Annotated in this window: 14 protein-coding genes and 4 pseudogenes; 9 read left to right on the top strand and 9 right to left on the bottom strand. The window is 68.5% G+C overall.

What is annotated here, in order from left to right:
• Positions 1–10 precede the first annotated feature (10 nt).
• From BW737_RS13355 to BW737_RS15780, 4 genes are all read right to left on the bottom strand, one after another.
• Positions 11–751: a hypothetical protein gene (locus tag BW737_RS13355; protein WP_143233393.1), complete on the bottom strand. Its 741-nt coding sequence runs from the start codon at positions 749–751 to the stop codon at positions 11–13.
• On the bottom strand, positions 748–1029 hold the full coding sequence (locus BW737_RS13350; protein ID WP_086615758.1) for a hypothetical protein: 282 nt from the start codon (positions 1027–1029) through the stop codon (positions 748–750). The genes BW737_RS13355 and BW737_RS13350 overlap by 4 nt, the downstream gene beginning before the upstream one ends.
• A gap of 101 nt (positions 1030–1130) precedes the next feature.
• Complete coding sequence (locus tag BW737_RS13345; RefSeq protein WP_086615757.1) at positions 1131–2783, bottom strand: hypothetical protein; 1653 nt, start codon at positions 2781–2783, stop codon at positions 1131–1133.
• Between the two features lie 61 nt (positions 2784–2844).
• Positions 2845–3183 (bottom strand): hypothetical protein, encoded by a 339-nt coding sequence (locus tag BW737_RS15780; protein WP_143233392.1) that lies wholly within the window; start codon positions 3181–3183, stop codon positions 2845–2847.
• Between the two features lie 116 nt (positions 3184–3299).
• On the opposite strand from BW737_RS15780, the pseudogene BW737_RS13335 reads away from it, so the two are divergent.
• Together BW737_RS13335 and BW737_RS13330 are read left to right on the top strand one after the other, a co-directional pair.
• Positions 3300–3860: pseudogene (locus tag BW737_RS13335) on the top strand (NUDIX domain-containing protein); the annotation flags it as partial.
• Between the two features lie 136 nt (positions 3861–3996).
• Positions 3997–4566, top strand: a complete 570-nt coding sequence (locus BW737_RS13330; protein WP_086615754.1) for a dTDP-4-dehydrorhamnose 3,5-epimerase family protein — start codon at positions 3997–3999, stop codon at positions 4564–4566.
• Between the two features lie 44 nt (positions 4567–4610).
• Here BW737_RS13330 and BW737_RS20085 read toward each other — a convergent pair whose 3' ends face one another.
• Both BW737_RS20085 and BW737_RS20080 read right to left on the bottom strand, forming a co-directional pair.
• Positions 4611–5561: a DNA gyrase C-terminal beta-propeller domain-containing protein gene (locus BW737_RS20085; protein ID WP_420835755.1), complete on the bottom strand. Its 951-nt coding sequence runs from the start codon at positions 5559–5561 to the stop codon at positions 4611–4613.
• Entirely contained in the window at positions 5561–7153 is a 1593-nt protein-coding gene (locus BW737_RS20080; protein WP_420835754.1) for a DNA gyrase/topoisomerase IV subunit A, read from the bottom strand. The genes BW737_RS20085 and BW737_RS20080 overlap by 1 nt, the downstream gene beginning before the upstream one ends.
• 80 nt (positions 7154–7233) lie before the next feature.
• Between BW737_RS20080 and BW737_RS13320 the strand changes: the two are divergent.
• Together BW737_RS13320 and BW737_RS13315 are read left to right on the top strand one after the other, a co-directional pair.
• Positions 7234–7835, top strand: a pseudogene (locus BW737_RS13320) (DUF5998 family protein).
• Positions 7832–9072 (top strand): annotated as a pseudogene (locus BW737_RS13315) (alkaline phosphatase family protein). The pseudogenes BW737_RS13320 and BW737_RS13315 overlap by 4 nt, the downstream one beginning before the upstream one ends.
• Positions 9073–9108: 36 nt before the next feature.
• Here BW737_RS13315 and sepH read toward each other — a convergent pair.
• Complete coding sequence (gene sepH, locus BW737_RS13310) at positions 9109–10176, bottom strand: septation protein SepH (RefSeq protein WP_086615753.1); 1068 nt, start codon at positions 10174–10176, stop codon at positions 9109–9111.
• 308 nt (positions 10177–10484) lie between these two features.
• On the opposite strand from sepH, the gene BW737_RS13305 reads away from it, so the two are divergent.
• Genes BW737_RS13305 through BW737_RS13290 form a run of 4 tightly spaced genes read left to right on the top strand, consistent with a single transcriptional unit; the run spans position 10485 to position 12575 of the window.
• Entirely contained in the window at positions 10485–10790 is a 306-nt protein-coding gene (locus tag BW737_RS13305) for a DUF4193 domain-containing protein (protein ID WP_086615752.1), read from the top strand.
• A gap of 17 nt (positions 10791–10807) precedes the next feature.
• Positions 10808–11509 (top strand): DUF3710 domain-containing protein, encoded by a 702-nt coding sequence (locus tag BW737_RS13300; protein WP_086615771.1) that lies wholly within the window; start codon positions 10808–10810, stop codon positions 11507–11509.
• A complete protein-coding gene (locus BW737_RS13295; RefSeq protein ID WP_086615751.1) occupies positions 11506–11895 on the top strand; it encodes an OB-fold nucleic acid binding domain-containing protein in 390 nt (129 codons plus the stop codon). The genes BW737_RS13300 and BW737_RS13295 overlap by 4 nt, the downstream gene beginning before the upstream one ends.
• Positions 11892–12575, top strand: a complete 684-nt coding sequence (locus BW737_RS13290) for a DUF3159 domain-containing protein (RefSeq protein WP_086615750.1) — start codon at positions 11892–11894, stop codon at positions 12573–12575. The genes BW737_RS13295 and BW737_RS13290 overlap by 4 nt, the downstream gene beginning before the upstream one ends.
• Here BW737_RS13290 and BW737_RS13285 read toward each other — a convergent pair.
• A pseudogene (locus BW737_RS13285) lies at positions 12541–13265 on the bottom strand (potassium channel family protein). The gene BW737_RS13290 and the pseudogene BW737_RS13285 sit on opposite strands and share 35 nt — an antisense overlap.
• 2 nt (positions 13266–13267) lie before the next feature.
• On the bottom strand, positions 13268–13933 hold the full coding sequence (locus BW737_RS13280; RefSeq protein WP_086615749.1) for a potassium channel family protein: 666 nt from the start codon (positions 13931–13933) through the stop codon (positions 13268–13270).
• Positions 13934–14004: 71 nt separating this feature from the next.
• On the opposite strand from BW737_RS13280, the gene BW737_RS13275 reads away from it, so the two are divergent.
• On the top strand, positions 14005–16104 hold the full coding sequence (locus BW737_RS13275; protein WP_086615748.1) for an APC family permease: 2100 nt from the start codon (positions 14005–14007) through the stop codon (positions 16102–16104).
• Positions 16105–16109: the final 5 nt, after the last annotated feature.

Genomic DNA, 16109 nt, shown 5'->3' with positions numbered 1-16109 from the left:
CCTGCGGCACCTAATGCTGGGTGGTGCTGGTGGGTTGGGGTGTGGTGTGGGGGCCGAGGTCGGTGGTGATGGCGGTGGGGTCGAGGGTCGCATCGGCGCGTTGGAGTGCGGCGTCGAGCAGGTCCAGGGGCGCTGGTGTTGCGGGTTGGTCGGTGTTGGACACGGTGGTCAGCACGATAATGCCGGGGTACTCGCCGTTGTTGGTGGTGACGGCGGCGTAGATGCGCTCAATATGGTGCTGGGCACCATCCTCACCGGTCGTGGTGATGGTGAAGCCCGCCAGAGTGTCCGGCAGACCCGCAGTGGCGTGAAAGACGCCCTCTCCGGACTGTATTATGTCTTCGGGCCAGTACTGGGTGGTGAGTTCAGTGCCGTCGCAAGCGGCAATATCCTTGGCAATACCGGCGAAACGCCCGTTGGGCCATATAGTGTTCAGGCCGAGGGTGAGTGTCTCATAAACCGTGGCATCACCCACTTCATACCCGATGGTGACTGGGTGGTCCGGCTCTAACGACAGAGCAATACTCCGAATGCCCTCTTCGATACCTCTGCAGAGCACTTCCATGCGTATTCCGTGGTAGGCGGCCTGTGTGGTTGCTCCGGGGATGTCCGCGAGTGTCAGGGCGGTGGCGGGGATTGGCTCCGGGGTGGCGGTCGCCTCCTGATCGGTGCCACCGTGACCGCATGCAGCTAACATGCCTGTCGCTAGCGCCAGAATCAAGAATGATCGAAAGCTATGTGTGTGGCTCATGAGTAGCGTTCCTGGAACTGCTGATCGAAGTGGGTCTTGACGTTGGCGCCAGCGGTTCCCATTCCATCTGCGCTCTTCGCTAGGCTTTCCAGCTGGGTGTCCGCAGTTGCCTTGTCTTCGTCGCTCAGACGTTCGTATTCTTGCGGGGTGATGAGTCTGTAGGTGCCGTCCGGCTCTTGAACGCTGGTGATGCTGTCACTGTTCAGCTCTTGGCCGGAATTGGGGTCTTGGTATCCGTTTAGGCCAGCGGTATCAGCCGCCCAAAGTAGCCTGCGCATGTAGGAGCGGTAAGCCTCGTCAGCAATGACTTCCTGCCTGTCAGTTTCTGCGTCCGCATTGCTCGCCCAAGTGTTGCTTGCCTCCTCCTGGAGGTGGTTGATCAGGCGTCCGAGGCCCAGCCAGCACCCTTGGTGGTTCCCGGTGGGGCGAAGGTTTTGACCAGGCCTGCTAGCTCGGAGGCGGGCTTGCCTGCCAGATCGATCCAGGCCTGCGCATACTCATCGTTTGATTTCTCCGCGTCAATGGCGCCGGTACCAATGGCATTGGCTATGCTGCCCTCGGTGGCGCCCCAGTCATTTGCAATTACAGTAAGCTGGTCACGGGTGGTTCCTTGGGGCACTGATTTGAGTTCGGCGCTGTTGACGGCGGTGCGCAGGTCGATGAGGGCCTGTCCGTCGCGACCGACGACTCCGAGTACCGCATCCAATGTCTCCTCGCTGAACCAGGGGCTGTCGGCGATTGTTTGGCCGGCTGCTGTGGTGAGGTCGTAGGTCAGATCGCTTCCTCCGGGTCTGCTAAGTGAGTCCGCATAAGTGTCGACCAGGGAGTCCATGTAGGTCTCAAGGATGTGCTCAAGTGACTGGGCTCCCTCGACTCCCCGTTGGCTGCGTTCGACACCGAAGTCGTCCCGGCCGGTGAGGGCCTCAAGGCCGCGCGCGGCAATGCTGGCCGTTTCTTGCTTGTGGGCTCTCATAAGGTACGGGGAGGTCGAGGCGGAGTCCAGGGCGGCAGCGATACCGGACAGATCACCGCTGTCATAGGCGTACTGGCCCGCCCAGTAGTCGACCCGACCATCGTCGCCGGAGAAGAACTCGTAGGAAGCGTAGGGGTGGCCTCCCAGGTCGTGCATGATGATCGAGGGAATGTCCAGGGCCCAGGCCTCGTCCGCCTCGTTGATCATTGCTGGGAGGAAGCGTGACGGCGTACCCCAGTTCCATGGGCTCGGCATGCCGCGTTCGTCGGCCTCGTGCTGTAGCTCATCCATCTTCTCCGCCGTACCCAGGATGAACTTATTGCCTGCGGTGGTGTCGTACAGGAGGTAGGTTAGGGACTCATTGCGGTTCTCAAGCCGGTAGTAAGAGGAGTCAGGATCCGGGTACGCAGCTGCCTCCACCAGGTCGGCACCGAACTGCTGGGCGTAGTCGGGCTCCCACTGCTTGGTGGCGATCTCGAGTCCGTCCTTGAGCTGCGCGAGTGTCTTCTGGGCCATCTCGCTCTCGGATTCGCTGGCGCTGTAGGTCAGGCCCACATGGTTGCCCACCGCCTCGGTCAGCGCCAGCGTCCCATCGGGGCCCAAGGTGCTGAACAGGGCGGCGTTCACGTTTTCGTTGCCGCCCCAGGTGTCCAGATACTTGCTCAGGGTCTCCAGGCGCGGATCGCCCTTCTCGTAGTCAGAGGTGGCGATGTCGGCGCCGAGAGACGCGATGGCCTCGCCGAGGGCGGTCTCCATCTCCTCCAGGGTGTCCGGGTCCTCGCCATCGACCTCGTAGCTCACCTCCCCGGACTCGGGCAGGTTGCCCTCACTGTCGGAGTTGATCAGCACGATCCAATCGACCTTAGCCGACAGGAAGGTCGACTCGTCTTGCAGGCTTTCCACGTAACCAGGAACCTGCGCCAGGGACGACGTCGACAGGTACAGCCTGCGTCCCTCCGACACGCTGGTGTCATACAAGTCCTCCACACTGTCCGCAAGACCGGACAGAGAGGTGGCCGCGGAACGTAGATCCTCAATATTGACCGTGACCAACGTCATGACCGCATATCCTCCTCAAACAGGGCCAGGAAACAACCGCCAGTGGGCGGCAGACCCAGCGTCACTCCCAGTCCGCCTTCCAAGACTGCGCAGGGTCGTTGACATCGACGTTCTCCGGCTCCTGGGCGTATGCGTCGTCAACATCACCCTTGTAGTTACTGAAGGCGGTCTTGATACTCGAGCCAAGCGTGTCGACACCCTCGATCCAGCCCTCCGCCGCCGGCGACTTCCAGGCCGCTGCCACGTCCTGACATACCTTCGTACAGACATGACCGAAACCACTAGGCGGAGTAAGGGAGAAGGCAATCGCCGTATTGAGATCCGAGGAATGATCCCCGATAGCGTCCCGGTAGAGGTTCTTCTGGGTATCCCCATCGGTGCTGTCAGCGTCATCGCACATGCATGGCCTCCCAGCAGGGTTCGCGGAACAAAGCTGCCGTTACTGTACCGTGTCGTTACGTTGAGTGGTAGCGCTTCGGAGCTCGGTGCTGTCTCCAGCACGACCAGCCTCGGCGCCTGTATCCCTGCATCGCCCCGGTGCGGCGTCAGACGGTGGCGCACCACGATGCCGTGAACGTCGTGGCCTTGCGGGAGGGCAGCGATTCCTCACAGGCGGATGCGGCCGCCGAGATCCTCATGGTGCGGCAATACCGTCACCCCGTGCGGGCCATGCTGTGGGAGATCCCGGCCGGGCTGCTGGACATACCGGGGGAGCAGCCGCTGGCCGCCGCGCAGCGCGAGCTCGCCGAGGAGACCGACTACACCGCCGCGCGCTGGGATGTGCTGGTTGACTCCTATGCCTCACCGGGGTTCACCACCGAGGGGGCGCGGACCTTCCTCGCCCGCGAGCTGACGCTGCTGCCGGTAGAGGAGCGGATCCCGCGGGAGGCCGAGGAGGCCGAATTCGAGCCCACCTGGGTGCGGTTCGACGACGCCGTGGACGCGGTCCTGCGCGGCTCGCTGCACAATCCCTCCACCGTCATCGGCATTCTTGCCGCCGCGCGGGTGCGCGACCGCGGCTACACGGGCCTGCGCCCCGCCGACGCCGCCTGGCTGCGCAGCCCCGAGAGCCTGTAGATCCGCCGCCCTCCTTTCGCTGACGTCGCGAATCTTCGAAATCAGTGAGAAGGGGAGGCATAGGCCTGCCCGAAACTGCATCAGGGCGGCCGCGTTACCTTCCAGCATGTGGGTCGTACGGCATATAATCCGCGGCATGCAACCTGTGATTCATCCAATGCGGAAGGAAAGTACTACGATCGACGGGCTGACCGTTATCCGCGTTAAACGTGTGGCGGAAGGTCGCGGGGAAGTCCGTGAGATATACCGGCGATCAGAATATCAAGACGTACTGCCAGGGGACGTGTCGTGGGCGCAGGTGAACTTGACTTATACGGTTAAAGGGGCAGTGCGAGGACTACATGCTGAAGATATGCGAAAGCTGGTTACCGTAGCTCACGGCGAGGTGTTTGGTGCATATGTAGACGTTCGTCCAGAGAGTGCCACGTTCGGAAACATATACCACCTGTCGATTGTTCCGGGAGTTCAGGTGCTCGTTCCGCAAGGAGTTTGCAACGGATTCCAGGCTGTTAGTGACGGCGGGGCGGAGTATCTGTATATGTTCGACCGCGAGTGGGCGGCAGGTATGTCCGGAAGATCGCTGACTCCACTGGATCGAGACTTGGCTATACCGTGGCCAATCGCGATAGATGGCGATAATGTAGAACAAATATCGCGCAAAGATGCGACCGCGCCAACCTTCGAGCAGTTTAGCCTTAATCTGTGAACAGCCGATGTGCTTTCCGCGGTAGGAGCTAGCCGTATGAGTGGTCAGCCGATCCCGGCGATTGGAGCCGACAGGGGTGTGCCGGAGGCGTCCCGACGCTCGTCGGCCTCCGGCAGGTCGACCGGCTGACCGCCGCCGCCCACGGCGCGGGCCGGGCCGACCCCCACCCAGGCAAGCACCAGCTCGTCCTCACCGCGCAGGAACCGCTGCGCGCGCACACCCCCCGTAGCCCGGCCCTTGGCCGGGTAGCGGTCAAGCGGAGTGACCTTGACACTGCCGGAGCCGGTCCCGGGCAGCGCCCCCGCGCCGTCCGCGACCGTCACCACCACGGCCTCGGCCAGTAGGTCGATGGGCACCGCCGCCCCGGCCACCACGCGGGCGCCCTCGTGCAGGGACACCCCCGCCATGCCGCCGGCGCCGCGCCCCTGCGGGCGCACCTTGGAGGCCTCGAAGCGCAGCAGACGGGCATCGGAGGTCACCAGCGCCAGCATGTCGGAGTCCGCAGCCACCCCGGCGAAGACCACGCGGTCGCCGTCGGCCAGCGAGATCACCTCCCAGGCATCGCCGTGCTTGGGCTCGCTGCCCGGCTTGACGCGCTTGACGACGCCGCCGGCAGTGGCCAGCACAATCGGGGTGCCGGAGTCATCGCCGGGGGCGCCGATCGGCACCAGGCCCACGATCCGCTCGTCCGGTTCGACATCCGCCAGCAGCCGGGCCGGCTGGCCGCCGGCGAGCGACGGCGCCCCCTCCAGCCGCGGCACCTCCGGGGTGGACAGCACCTCCATGCGCACCAGCCGACCCGTATCGGTGATCGCGCCGACGTGCCCGCGCGCCGTCGTCTCTACCTGCGAGACCAGCGCGTCGTGACGCTGTCGTCCGCCCGAGCGCGGCACCGGCTCCGCCCCGCCGACGCGCGCCACCAGGCCGGTTGCCGACAGCAGCACCCGGCACGGATCATCCGGTACCGTCAGCGGCACCTCACCGGCACCGGCCATCAGACTGACCGCCGCCGCCTGCCGCATGGCCTGGGAGGCGCCCGCGCCGGCACCTCCGGGTGCCCCACACCGCCGTTGAGCGCCCCCGCGCCCGTGCCCGCCGCCTCCAGCAGCACCGTGCGCCGCGGCGTGCCGAACTCCTCAGCCACCGCCGCCAGCTCGCGGGACACGGTGGCCCGCAGCAGCGATTCGTCGTTCAGAATCGCCTCCAGCTCGGCGATCTCGGCGGCCAGCTCGTCGCGCTCCTTCTCCAGCTCGATCACGGAGAACTTCGTCAGCCGCCGCAGCTGCAGCTCCAGAATGTAGTTGGCCTGCGGCTCAGACAGGTCGAATACCTGCATCAGGCGCCGGCGGGCCGTGGCCGCGTCCTCGCTGGAGCGGATCACCTGAATGACCTCGTCGATGTCGACGATGGCGATCAGCAGTCCCTCGACCAGGTGCTGGCGCTCGCGCCGCTTGCCCAGGCGGAAGCGGGTGCGCCGCTCCACCACCGTCAGGCGGTGGCGGACGAACACGTCCAGCAATTCGCGCAGGCCCAGAGTGCGCGGCTGGCCGTCCACCAGGCACACGTTGTTGATGCCGAAGGAATCCTCCAGTGGCGTGTGCCGGTACAGCTGCGCCAGCACCGCCTCGGGGTTGTAGCCGTTCTTGACCCCGATCACCAGTCGGGTGCCGTGCTTACGGTCGGTCAGGTCCGCCACATCGGTGATGCCCTGCAGCTTCTTGGAGGCCACCGTCTCCTTGATGCGCGCGATCACCTTCTCCGGCCCCACCAGGTAGGGCAGCTCGGTGACCACGATGCCCTTCTTGCGGGCGGTGATGTTCTCGATGCGGGCCGTGGCGCGGGTGGAGAACTTGCCGCGGCCGGTGCGGTAGGCCTCCCGGATCCCGTCCAGGCCTACGATCATGCCGCCGGCCGGCAGGTCCGGCCCGGGCACGAAGGCCATCAGGTCCTCCAAGGTGGCATCCGGATGCGCCAGCAGGTGCCGGGCCGCGGCGACCACCTCGGTGAGGTTGTGCGGAGGCATGTTCGTGGCCATGCCCACCGCGATCCCGGAAGCCCCATTGACCAGCAGGTTCGGGAAGGCCGCCGGCAGCACCTCCGGCTCGGTGAGCGTGTAGTCGTAGTTGGGCGCGAAGTCGACCGTGTCCTCGTCGATATCCGCCGTCAGCGCCAGCGCGGGGGCGGCCAACCGCGCCTCCGTGTAGCGGGGGGCGGCGGGGCCGTCGTCCAGCGAGCCGAAGTTGCCGTGCCCGTCCACCAGCGGCAGCCGCATGGTGAAGGGCTGCGCCAGCCGCACCAGCGCCTCATAGATGGCCACATCGCCGTGCGGGTGCAGCCGTCCCATGACGTCGCCGACCACGCGGGAGGACTTCACGTGCGGGCGGTCCGGGCGCAGCCCCATCCGATCCATCTGGAACAGGATGCGCCGCTGCACGGGCTTGAGTCCGTCCCGGGCATCCGGCAGGGCGCGTGCGTAGATGACGGAGTAGGCGTACTCCAGGAAGGAGGAACGCATCTCCGTGGGCAGGTCCTGCTCGACGATGAGATGGTCGGTGGGCGGGGGTGTCGGCGGGGCGGATTTCGGCATGGTCGCATTGTGGCCCGCCGTGCTTCGCCAAGGGGGCAACGACACCCGGGTCCGGCGGCATCAATGGCATGATCTGCCCCATGACGTGGACTGCGCAGGCTCGCCCCGGGGATGAGGTCCCCACCCCGATGTCGTTGGTCGATGAAGTCACCCGCGCCGGCTACTACCCCGAGTTGGTACTTGGCACCCTGAACACGGCCATCGCGGGGGAGCAGATACTTGCGGATCTGGTTCAGGCCGAGACCGTATTCGACGACGCGTCCACCGGCACCTGACGGTCCTCGCCCTGACCCCGACGCGCCTGGTGATCGTCCACGTAGACGATGCCTCCCGCGAGGACGGCCTACCGGGGGCACTGGCCACCAGCGAGGCGGTGCCCGTGTCCCGCATCAACTCCGTGGGCCTGACCCGCGGCGTATCCGAGCCGGCCAATGGTGGGGGCCGGCTTGCGGAGATGACCATTGCCCTAGCCTGGGGCTCCGTGCGCCGCATCGACCTGGAGCCCGCCAGCTGCGGCGACCCCGAATGCCAGGCCGACCACGGGCTCACGGGCGTGTCCGTCCCCGACGACATCGTGGTGCGCGTGGCCGCCGGGGTCGAGGGCGATGAGGCCCTGGCGCGCGCCGAACACTTCGCCCGGGTCCTGTCTGCCGCCACCGCCCGGGCGGCTGCACGCCCGTGAGCACTCCGCAACTGCGTCAAGTCCTGGCCGCTGCCGCTGTCGGCGCCGGGCTGACGCTGCAGGCGGGACCGCCGGGGGCAATCACTACCGCTGAGGCCCGGGCCGCCGCCACCGACTGGGGACTGGCTGATTCCGACGGCGGATCCCGCGCCGGGGTCGTCGTCGTACTCGTCGACGGGCTCGGGTGGCAGCAACTCCAGGAGCGCCGCGGACATGCCCCCACCCTGCGCGCCTGGCTGGGGGACGGCGCAGCCAACCCCGGTGGAGGCATGGCCCGTACCTGCGTCCCCTCCACCACGGCGGCCGCACTGACCACTCTGGCACCGGCGCGCCGCCCGGGGTCACCGGCATGGTGGGCTACAGCGTGCTCAACCCGCGCCTGGGCCGCGACCTGCCCAACGGAACCGCCCCGGACGCCGCCCAAAACCTGTGCCTGATCACCTGGGAGGGGACCGCCCCGGACCCGCGCCGCTGGCAGGACGTGCCCACCGTCTTCGAACGTCTCGCTGCCGACCCACGCGCCGGTGCCCAAGCGACGGTGCCTGCGGTAACCATCGGCCCGGCGCGGTTCGCCGGGTCCGGGCTGACCGAGGCGGCCCTGCGCGGCCCGACTCACCTGGGTGCCGACCGCATGGAGGACCGGCCCGCGCTCGCCGCCGACGCCCTGGAGCGCGGCGTGCCCCTGGTGTACCTGTACGTCGGCGAACTCGACCATGCCGGCCACCGCCATGGCTGGCGCTCACAGCAGTGGCTGCGTCAGCTCGAACGGTTGGACGCCACCATGGCGCAGCTGCTGCGCCGGGTGCCCAGGGGTACCCGCATGCTGCTGACCGCAGACCACGGGATGGTGGACACCGACGCCGCTCACCGCCTCGACCTGACCGCACATCCCGCCCTGGCACGCGACGTGGTCGCCGTCGCGGGGGAGCCGCGCTTCAGCCAGCTGTACGTGCCACACTCCGACCCGGAGGCGGCGGCGGTGGTTGCCGACCGCTGGCGCGGCGTGCTGGGGGAGCGGGCCGCGTGGGTAGGCACTCGCCAAGAGGCGGCCGCCCTGCTCGGTCCAGTGGGGGAGCGCGCCGAAAGCGTCCTGGGGGACGTGCTGGTTGCCATGGCCGACAACTGGGTGGTGGTCGATCCGCGCGTCCACTCCGAGAGCGCAATCGCCATGCCGGGCGTGCACGGCTCCCTGACGGACACCGAAATGACGGTGCCGCTGCTGCTGGCACGGGCCTGACAGCCGATTCACGCCCCGGCCCGCCTGGGCGGACGGTTACTCCGGCTTGGCGCCGAAGACGATCTCATCCCAGGAAGGCACAGAGCGGCGGGGGCGCCGCTTGGGCTTAGGCGTGGGGGCCGCCGGCATCTCCGGGAGGGCGTCCTGGGTGGCGGATGCGTCACCGGGGTCATCGGCGGACTCCTCCGGCTTGGGCGTGGGAGCCGTGGGGGCGGCGTGCAGCCGACTGCCGGCCGGGTGGTTACCGGTGTGGGCACGGCGCCGCTCCGACATGGAGACCACCTGCGCCTGGCCCTGCGCGGGGGTGTCCGGACCCGCGCTGTCCGTTTCCGTTGTGGCGTCGTCGTCAGGCGCCTGCGTCTCGATCCGGCGGCCACGGTTGGAGGCCAGGTCCGCCAGCAGCGCCTCGGTGGAGTCGGCCGGTGTGGCGGTGGACGGCTCGGTGGCCGCGGCTGAGGTCCGGGCCGACGTTGCGGAGGCCGGGGAGGCGGCACCGGGTGCGGCGGAGTCCTGGTCGAAGATGGCCGGACGGCGTCCGGCTCCCGCCTCCGTCAACCAGCGGGCTTCGTCGTCCAGGGCCGAGACGGACCGGGCCGTCAGGTCCAGCTCCCAGCGCGCCCGCTTCGCCTGCGCGCCCTGCACGAAGGTCAGGATGATCTGCCACGGCTCGCGCCCCTCGCGCAGCGCGTCCCATTCCAGGCTGTCCGGTTCAACACCGCGCGTGGCCAGCCGGTCCACGGCCAGCTCGCCCAGTACGGGGGAGTCCTTCTCCCAGCCGATGCGGCAGGCCTGCGCCTGCTGTACCGCCCACAGACGTTCGGCGATGACCGGTCCCTCGAAGCGGCGCACGTGGTCGACGTCCAATCCGGTGGCGGAGGCGACCTCCTCCGCACTGGCGCCGGCGCGCATCAGTGCCTGCAGCTCCCGCGGGCGGACGGTCTGGCCCGGGGCGGGTGGAGGCGGAGCGGCGGCCATGGCTGCGGGGCGCGCGCGTCTGACCGCGGCCCGCAGGGCATCGTCGACGACGATGCTGTAGCGCTCACCGCGTGCGTCGGTCATGACGATGGTGTCGCCGTTGGCGCCCAGCAGCTCGAGTTCGATCATTGACGTGGGCCTCCTTACAGTCCCCTGCGGCCCGAGGCAGGCGGGCCGCACAGGGCTCAGCGTGCCATCTAAGCCGCCCCGTGTCCGGGAGGCGGGGCCGCGTGGCATCCAGCAGCCCCCGCCTGTTCGCCCACAGCCGCTGCTGCTGGTCCGAGCAGTCGGTTCCCGCGACCGTCTCCTGGTGCTATGGTGCGCGTGCCCTGGCTCCCCGGGCCGGCGCACGTTCATTGAACGGGAGCCGTTCCCGGCAGCCCGACGCTGCCCGGGAGCCCCAGGCAGAGCCGTCCACAACAGAAAGTGACGAGGCTATGGCAACCGACTACGACGCCCCGCGCAAGAACGACGACGAGCCCGAAGCGGACTCCATCGAGGAGCTCACGGCTCGTCAGAAGGACCAGTCCTCGGAGGCGATTGAGGAGGACGAGAACGAGGTCGCCGAGGGCTTCGAACTCCCCGGAGCCGACCTGTCCCGGGAGGAATTGAGCGTGCACGTCGTCCCCCAGTTGGAGGACGAGTTCACCTGCTCGGAGTGCTTCCTGGTGCACCACCGCAGCTCTCTCGCCTACGTCGATGACAACACTGGCCTGCCCGTGTGCACGGACTGCGCCGGCTGATAGAGGAGGAAATGCTGATGGGCCTGTTCTCCCGCCGTCACCGCGACGACGCCGAAGGTGAGGCAGACGCCCAGGAGGAGCCCGCGCCGGAGGAGCCGGAGGAGCCCGGTACCGGACCTTGGGATGTCGACGCCGTTCCCGCCGGCTCCGCCCCCGGCGGCCGCATCGACCTGGGGTCCCTGCGCGTGCCTGCCGTCGACGGGATGCAGATCCGGATGGAACGCGCCGGCCGGGACGCCGAGGCCTCCGCCGCGGTCCTGATCCTGGGCGGATCGACCCTGGAGCTGCGTGCCTTCGCCGCTCCGCGTACCGCCGGTATCTGGGAAGACTTGCGCGCCGACATCGCCGCGGAACTGACGCGCGCGAAGGCGACCTATGAGATTGTCGACGGCCAATGGGGCACCGAGATCCTCGCCCAGGTGCCTGTGCGCACCCCTGAGGGGCGGTCCGCTACCGTGGCCGCCCGCTTCATCGGCGTCGACGGACCACGTTGGTTCCTGCGCGGTGTCCTCCAGGGGCGCGCCGCCTCCGACGCCGACGCCGCCCGCCCCCTGCGCGAGGTCTTCGCCAACACCGTCGTCGTACGGGATGGCGCCGCCCGGCCCCCGCGCGAGATACTGCCGCTGCACGCCCCCGGCGTGACTAAGGCGCCCGCGGCCGAGGAACTACCGGGCCTGGACCCGCTGCAGCCCGGCCCGACTATCGCGGAGGTCCGATGAGGCGACGCGCCCGTCCGCTCGGCAGCCGACTGACCGACCGGGTACGTTTCCTGCGCGCCAGCCGCGAGGATTTGGCGGCCGCCGACGAGCAGGCATCGGCCTCACGACGTGGCACGACCCTCATTAAGGATCTGACGCCCCGCAGCCGCGCCCGAGTGTCCGGGGTGCTGCGCGCGGTCACCTACCGACCCGCCTCGGCCAAGCCCGTGCTGGTAGGCCGCCTCTACGACGGCACCGGCTCGGTGGATCTGATCTGGATCGGTCGGCGCGCCATCGCCGGCATCAACCCGGGCACGCACCTGCGTGCCGAGGGCATGGTGGTGGCCGGCCACAGCCGCCCCAGCATCTACAACCCCGTGTACGAGCTCCTTGGGGAGGACGCATGAGCGAACGGTCCGACACCGACTCGCTCGCCCGCAGCGGGCTCGGCGCCCTGGATGCCGACCGCTTCGACGCGGCCGCCGCGGTCGGCGGCTGGCGCGGCGTCCTGGAGTCCGCCGCCCCCACCCTCGTGTTCGTCTGTGTGCTCGCCGTGCGCCCTCACGCCCTCGCACCGGCCCTGCTTGCCTCGCTGGCGGTCAGCGCCGTCGCCCTAGTGGCCCGGCTGTGCGGCCGTCAGGGACTCACCCAGGTGCTCGGCGGCGCCGCCCTTGCCGTCATCAGCGCCCTGTGGGCGTGGCGCTCGGGCAGCGCCACGAACTTCTACGCCACCGGACTGGTGATTAACGCCGTCTGGCTGGCGGCTACCGGCGGCTCACTGCTGGTGCGCCGCCCCCTGGTCGGGCTGCTACTGGACGCCTGGCATGCCGCGGCCGGCGAATCCCGGCCCACCGACGCCGGCGCGCGCCGCCGCTACGCGGTCGGCACCGGTATCTTGGTCGCCATGTTCGCCCTGCGGTTGGCGGTGGAACTGCCCCTGTACCTGGCCGGCGAGGCCGCCGTGGGCGCCCTCGGCGTCGCCCGGCTCCTGCTTGGCCTGCCGCTGTTTGCCCTGACCCTGTGGTTCGTATGGCTGATCGTCAACCCGACATTCAGGCCAGTTCCGCAGCCCCACCCGCAGCGCTGACGCCGGACTCGGTCGGCGGTTCGTCGATGGCGGTGAAGATCGCCGGTACCTCGTTCAACGCCGCCTCACCCGCACGGGCAGTGAGGAACAGCAGCTCGTCGCCGCGCTCGAAGCGGTCATCACGTCCCGGTCGGATCGGCCGGTAGTCGCGCAGGATCGCGGCCAGCACCGTGTGCGGCGGCAGCTCAACGTCGCTGACCAGTTCGCCGATCACGGGGGAGTCGTCCGGGAGAGTCAACTCGTGCATGAATGCGCCGGATTGGTGGAAGGTGAACACTGGCACCAGCGAGCCGACGCTGACGGCCTCCTCCACGAGGGCCGTATGATACGCGGGGTGGAGACCGCCACATCCACCCCCCAGGTGTCGTCGAATAGCCACTCGTTCTTAGGATTGTTCACCCGCGCCACCGTGCGTGGTACCCCGTACTCGGTCTTGGCCAGCAGGGAGACCACCAGGTTGACCTTGTCGTCTCCGGTGGCGGAGACGACGACGTCGCAGTCCCCGGCGCCCGCGTCGGCCAGAGAACCCGGATCGCAGGCGTCCGCCAGCTGCCAGTCGGCGTCCGGCACGGAGGCGATGCGCATGGCGTCGGGGGCACGGTCCATCAGAGTGACCTGGTGACCGTGGCTGATCAGTTCGCGTGCGATCGAGCGACCCACCGAGCCGGCTCCGGCAATGAGAATCTTCATGCTTAAACCTCCTGGGCGGGGGGACGGGACAGGGCACGCTGCATGGCCGGCAACTGCTGAGTGGTGGCCGCCACGTGCAGGCGGTCGTGCTCCTGGATGATGGTTCCCGCCTGCGGGATGACGACCCCCGAACCGCGGGAGATCCAGGCCACCCGCACCGCTAGTCGCTCCTCCAGGGCGCCGACCGTGGTACCCACCCAGTTGGGGGAGATGTCGGGCTGGACCAGCCCCGCAGCGCCGGACGGATCCATGAACTCCCGCGCCGTCCCGCCGGGAAGGACGTGCCGCATCATGTGTTCAGCCGTCTGCCGCACCGTCGCCACGGTGGGAATGCCGAGTCGCTCGTACACGTCGGCGCGGGTGGGGTCATAAATGCGGGCGACCACATGTTCGACGCCGAATAATTCGCGGGCCACGCGGGCGGCGATGATATTGGAGTTGTCCCCGTTGGACACGGCGGCGAAGGCGTAGGCCTCGTCGATGCCCGCCTGCTCCAGCGCGTCCCGGTCGAAGCCGATGCCCTTGACCTTGCGACCGTTGAAGTCGGCCGGCAGTCGTCTGAAGGCGTCGGAGTTCTGGTCGATGATGGCCACCGAATGTCCCATGCGGTCCAGTTGCGAGGCCATGGAGGCTCCCACCCGGCCGCAGCCCATGATGACGAAGTGCACGGGGGGAACGGTACTCCGTCGGCGGGCGGGAGGCTTGGCCCGGGCGAGAGGCGGACGTAGCATCGTCGTTCGTGCGTGACTTCGCCGACCGCGTCAAGCGGCTTCTCGTCGGTCGCCCGGTGGCAAGCCGGGCGCTGGGCGAGACCCTGCTCCCCAAACGTATCGCCCTACCGGTGTTCGCCTCCGACGCCCTGTCGAGCGTTGGCTACGCTCCCGATGAGATCATCGTTACCCTGGCGGCGGCGGGTCTGGCCGCAACCGCCCTGTCACCCTGGATCGCCCTGGCTGTGGTGGGTGTGCTCGTGGTGGTGGTCGCCTCCTACCGGCAGACCGTGCACGCCTACCCGTCCGGGGGCGGTGACTACGAGGTGGTCTCCACCAACCTCGGCCACCGGGCAGGCCTGCTGGTCGCCTCCGCTCTGCTGAGTGACTACGTGCTCACCGTGGCCGTGTCCATCTCCTCAGGCACCGGTTACCTGGTCGCCGCCGTCCCCTCCCTGGCCGCCCACAAGGTGGAGATCGCCGTCGGCATCGTCACCCTGCTGGCCCTGATCAACCTGCGCGGCAGCCGCGAGTCCGGTGGGGCCTTCGCCCTGCCCACCTACCTGTACATGGGGGCCGTCGGGGTCATGGCCGTGGTTGGCTTCGTCCAAGAGTTCACCGGCACCCTCGGGCGGGCGCCTTCGGCCGGCTACGAGGTGGTCGCCCAGTCCGGCTGGGATCAGGGCCTGACGGGCCTGGCCGGCGCCTTTCTCATCCTGCGAGCCTTCTCTTCCGGCTGCGCCGCCCTGACCGGCGTCGAGGCCATCTCCAATGGCGTGCCCAGCTTCCGGCGGCCCAAGTCCAAGAACGCTGCCACCACCCTGCTGCTGCTCGGCATCATCGCCGCCGCCATGCTCATGAGCGTGGTGCATCTGGCCGGCGCCGTCGATGTGCACATGGCGGAGAACCCCGCCACCGAGCTGCTCGACGACGGCGTGCCACTGGGCGAGGGCTATCACCAGGACCCGGTGATCGGACAGATCGCCGCCACCGTATTCGCCCGCTTCCCGCCCATGTTCTACCTGGTCACGGTGGTCACCGGCCTGATCCTGGTGCTGGCCGCCAACACGGCCTTCAACGGGTTCCCGGTGCTGGCCAGCGTCCTCGGGCGCGACGAGTTCCTACCCCGCCAGCTGTCTCAGCGCGGGGACCGACTGGCCTACTCCAACGGCATCATCGTGCTGTGGGCCGGCGCCCTCGCCTTCATCATCGGCTTCCAGGCCAATACCAACCGGCTGATCCAGCTGTACATCGTGGGTGTGTTCATCTCCTTCACGCTCTCCCAGATCGGCATGGTGCGCCACTGGAACCGGGAACTGGGCACCGCCACCGACCCCGCCGCCCGCCGCCGCATGCGCCGCTCCCGCATCGTCAACGGCATCGGCGTGGCCGGTACCGGCACCGTGCTGGTGATCGTCCTGCTGACCAAATTCACCCGTGGCGCCTGGATCACGCTGAGCGTCATGGCGGTGCTGTACCTGGTCATGAACGCCATCCGCCGGCACTACCGGCGCTTGGCCGAGGAGATCGCCATCTCCGATCTGCACGAGGCGCGCCTGCTGCCCGCCCACGTGCACGCGATCGTCCTCGCCTCCCGTCTGCACCGTCCCACCCTGCGCGCCCTGACCTACGCCCTGTCCACCCAGCCGACCTCCATCGAGGCCGTCACCGTCGACACCGGTGACGGCGCCGCCGACCGGCTCCTGGGCGACTGGGAGGACGCCGAGCTGCCGGTGCCACTGACGGTGCTCGACTCCCCGTTCCGTGACCTCACCCGCCCCATCGTCTCCTACGTGCGCAGTGTGCGGCGCGAGTCCCCACGCGACCTGGTGGTGGTGTTCCTGCCCGAGTACCTGGTGCGGCACTGGTGGGAGCAGACCCTGCACAATCAGACGGCACTGCGCCTGAAGACCGCCCTGCTGTTCACCCCGGGCGTCGTGGTCGCCTCGGTGCCGTGGCAGCTGGGTCTACCGGGGCAGACCCATATCCGTCACGGCCTGCGGTTAGCGACCCCGCGCGGCATTGCGGACGCCGATGAGGCCACCCGCAATGCGCACACCGACCGCCTGACCACCCTGGAGTCCCCCACCTCGCCCGACCACTCGAAGACGACGCAGGAGCAACCATGAGCCCG

This window comes from Actinomyces ruminis (genome assembly GCF_002154335.2).
GTDB lineage: Bacteria > Actinomycetota > Actinomycetes > Actinomycetales > Actinomycetaceae > Actinomyces > Actinomyces ruminis.
This window is presented reverse-complemented; position numbering and strand designations above follow the sequence as displayed.